The sequence below is a fragment of the Halomonas sp. BC1 genome (assembly GCF_002078135.1).
Taxonomy (GTDB): Bacteria; Pseudomonadota; Gammaproteobacteria; order Pseudomonadales; family Halomonadaceae; genus Vreelandella; species Vreelandella stevensii.
Genome location: NZ_LFGS01000015.1, coordinates 1 through 2,665, shown reverse-complemented (window position 1 = coordinate 2,665; position 2,665 = coordinate 1). Strand labels below are relative to the sequence as shown.

Sequence of the window (2,665 nt, the reverse complement as noted above, 5' to 3'; positions counted from 1 at the left end):
CGTTCATTCTAAGACGTCCTGCCGCCCGGCTGACATTCGCCCTACAGTAACCTCACATTTGCCCACACGAGGTTACCCCCATGAGAAAGCACCGCACCCCGGAACAGTGGCAGGCCCTGGTTGACCAGCATCGTGACAGTGGTCTGTCAGCTTCGCAGTTTTGTAAACAAGAGAACATTGGCTATTCCAGCTTCTGCAACTGGCGAAAGCGCCTGTCCGATCAGCCGACCGATAATTCGACAGACTCTGGAGAAGCCAGCTTTCTCGATTTGTCGTCACTGATGGGCACGTCGCCATCATCCGGCTTAGGCTGGAATATTGTGCTCAGCCTGGGTAACGGCGTCGAGCTACGGCTGAGCCAGAACGGATGATCGGGCTCGATAGCCAGGCGCGCATCTGGCTATGTACCGAACCCACAGACATGCGCAAATCCTTCCGGGGCCTGAGCGCCCTGGTTCGGAATCAGTTGAAGCACGACCCGCTCAGTGGCCAGTATTTCGTCTTCGTCAATCGTCGCAAGACCCAGATGAAGATGCTGTACTTCACCGCCACCGGTTATTGCCTGTGGGCCAAGCGCCTGGAGCAGGGCCAGTTCCGGGTGCCGTTATCCGCCTCCGGGCAGCGAGCCCTGACCCTGACGGATCTGCAACTGCTGATCGATGGCATCGAGGTGCAGAAATATCGCCAGTTCAAGCGTTTTCGAGGGGTATAGAAGGCCGACTTTCGATATAATATCGGCCATGAATTCAACCGCTTCCGCTCCTTCTTCCAATGCACCTTCCTACTCGGCTCTGGCCGAGGAGAATGCCGTGTTGCGGGAGCAGTTGGGAGCCCAGGCAGAAGCGATTCGTCAGCTGACGCATCAACTGGACTGGTTCAAAAAGCAGCTGTTCGGTCCGAAATCCGAGAAGCAGGTGTTCGATCTTCCCGGGCAGGACAGCTTGTTCCAGCCAGAGGAAGCGCCGCTACCGGCGCCGCCTGCTGACGAAGAAGAACGCCCCATCAAGGCCTATCAGCGTGGCACCGGCAAGAAGCAGCGCGACGATGGCTGCCTGAACGACACCGGTCTGCGCTTTACCTCTGATGTGCCGGTGGAAGTCATAGAGTATCTGCCGCCAGAGCTGACAGGGCCGGAGGCCGATCAGTACGAAGTAATCGGCAGTAAGACCACCTACCGGCTGGCCCAGCGGGCCTCCAGTTACGTGGTGCTGAAGGTGGAGCGCCCGGTGTTCCGGCGCAAGGGGAGTGACAAGCCCATCACCACGCCGGCCCCGTTCAACGTGCTGGACAACAGCCTGGCCGATGTCAGTCTGCTGGCCGGGTTGCTGGTGGACAAGTTCCAGTTCCACCTGCCGCTGTACCGTCAGCACCAGCGCATCCAGCAAGCCGGTATCACAATCAGCCGCAGCACCCTGACCAATCTGGTCAAGCGCGTGATCGACCTGCTTCGGCCCATTGTGGATGCCCAGACCGACAACGTGCTGCGCAGTCGGGTGCTGGCCATGGATGAAACGCCGATCAAGGCCGGTCACCAGGGTCGGGCGGGCCCGCAAAAAGGCAAGTTGAAATCCGGCTGGTTCTGGCCGTTATACGGCGATGCCGACGAGGTGGTGTTCACCTACTCGAACAGCCGTGGGCGTGCCCACATCGAAGCCATCCTCAGCGAATCGTTCAACGGCACGCTGATCAGTGACGGCTACGCGGCCTATGCCCGCTACGCTGCTGCCCAAGAGAACGTCACCCACGCCCAGTGCTGGGTGCATAGCCGCCGTTATTTTATCGAGGCGCAGAAGGATCACCCGGAAACCGTCACCGAGGCCCTGCAACGAATCGCAGCGCTGTACCGGAATGAAGAAACCATCAGAACCCACGGGCTGACTGGCGAGAAGAAACGTCAGTACCGGTTGGAACACTCGAAACCGGTCGTTAGCGGCTTCTTCCAGTGGTGCCGGGATCAGTTGGCGTCAGGCGGCCTGGTGCCGAGCGATCCACTGACCAAAGCTCTGAACTACGTGCTCAGCCGGGAAGCCAGCCTGAGCGTATTCCTGGAAAACCCAGACGTGCAGCCAGACACCAACCACCTCGAGCGGGCACTACGCCCCATTCCCATGGGCAAGAAAAACTGGATGTTCTGCTGGACTGAATTGGGGGCGGAACACCTGGGCATCATCCAGAGTCTGATCAGCACCTGCAAGCTGCACAATATTACCCCCTACACTTACCTGGTGGACGTGCTGCAACGCATCAGCCAGCATCCGGCCAGTGACGTCAGCGACCTGACGCCTCGTCTCTGGAAAACCCGGTTCGCCGAGAATCCGCTACGGGCGCTGATCGATCCACGCCATCCTGACCGACAGAACAAACAGCCGGAGGCCACCGTTCATGCGCATTGACGACATGAGCATCGACCAGTTGCTGGAACTGAATCAATACATCTGCCGGCGAATTGATGAACTGCGTGACCGGGAGAACCTCCAGGCGCTGAGCCAGTTGCGGGTGGGCCTGAAAGTGACCTTCGAGAGCCGGGAAGGCCCCGTGCTGGGGATTGTCACCAAGATCAACCGCAAGAGCGTGATCGTGCTGGATGAGGATGGCAGGAAGCAGTACAAGGTCTCGCCGGAGTTATTGAGACCTCTCCGGGACGTGAAGTAGGTCAACTACGTCT

At 59.1% G+C, this 2,665-nt stretch carries 4 protein-coding genes; all 4 read left to right on the top strand.

Annotation, left to right across the window (positions count from 1 at the left end; genetic code table 11):
• The first annotated feature begins 80 nt into the window (after window positions 1–80).
• Genes tnpA through B7L72_RS11390 form a run of 4 tightly spaced genes read left to right on the top strand, consistent with a single transcriptional unit; the run spans window position 81 to window position 2,652 of the window.
• Entirely contained in the window at window positions 81–371 is a 291-nt protein-coding gene (tnpA, locus tag B7L72_RS11405) for an IS66 family insertion sequence element accessory protein TnpA (RefSeq protein ID WP_022519766.1), read from the top strand.
• Window positions 368–712, top strand: coding sequence for an IS66 family insertion sequence element accessory protein TnpB (gene tnpB / locus B7L72_RS11400; protein WP_016915087.1), 345 nt, complete (start codon window positions 368–370; stop codon window positions 710–712). The genes tnpA and tnpB overlap by 4 nt, the downstream gene beginning before the upstream one ends.
• Before the next feature lie 28 nt (window positions 713–740).
• A complete protein-coding gene (gene tnpC, locus B7L72_RS11395) occupies window positions 741–2,393 on the top strand; it encodes an IS66 family transposase (RefSeq protein WP_022519765.1) in 1,653 nt (550 codons plus the stop codon).
• Window positions 2,383–2,652 (top strand): hypothetical protein, encoded by a 270-nt coding sequence (locus B7L72_RS11390; RefSeq protein WP_022519664.1) that lies wholly within the window; start codon window positions 2,383–2,385, stop codon window positions 2,650–2,652. Before tnpC ends, B7L72_RS11390 begins: the two co-directional genes overlap by 11 nt.
• Window positions 2,653–2,665 lie beyond the last annotated feature (13 nt).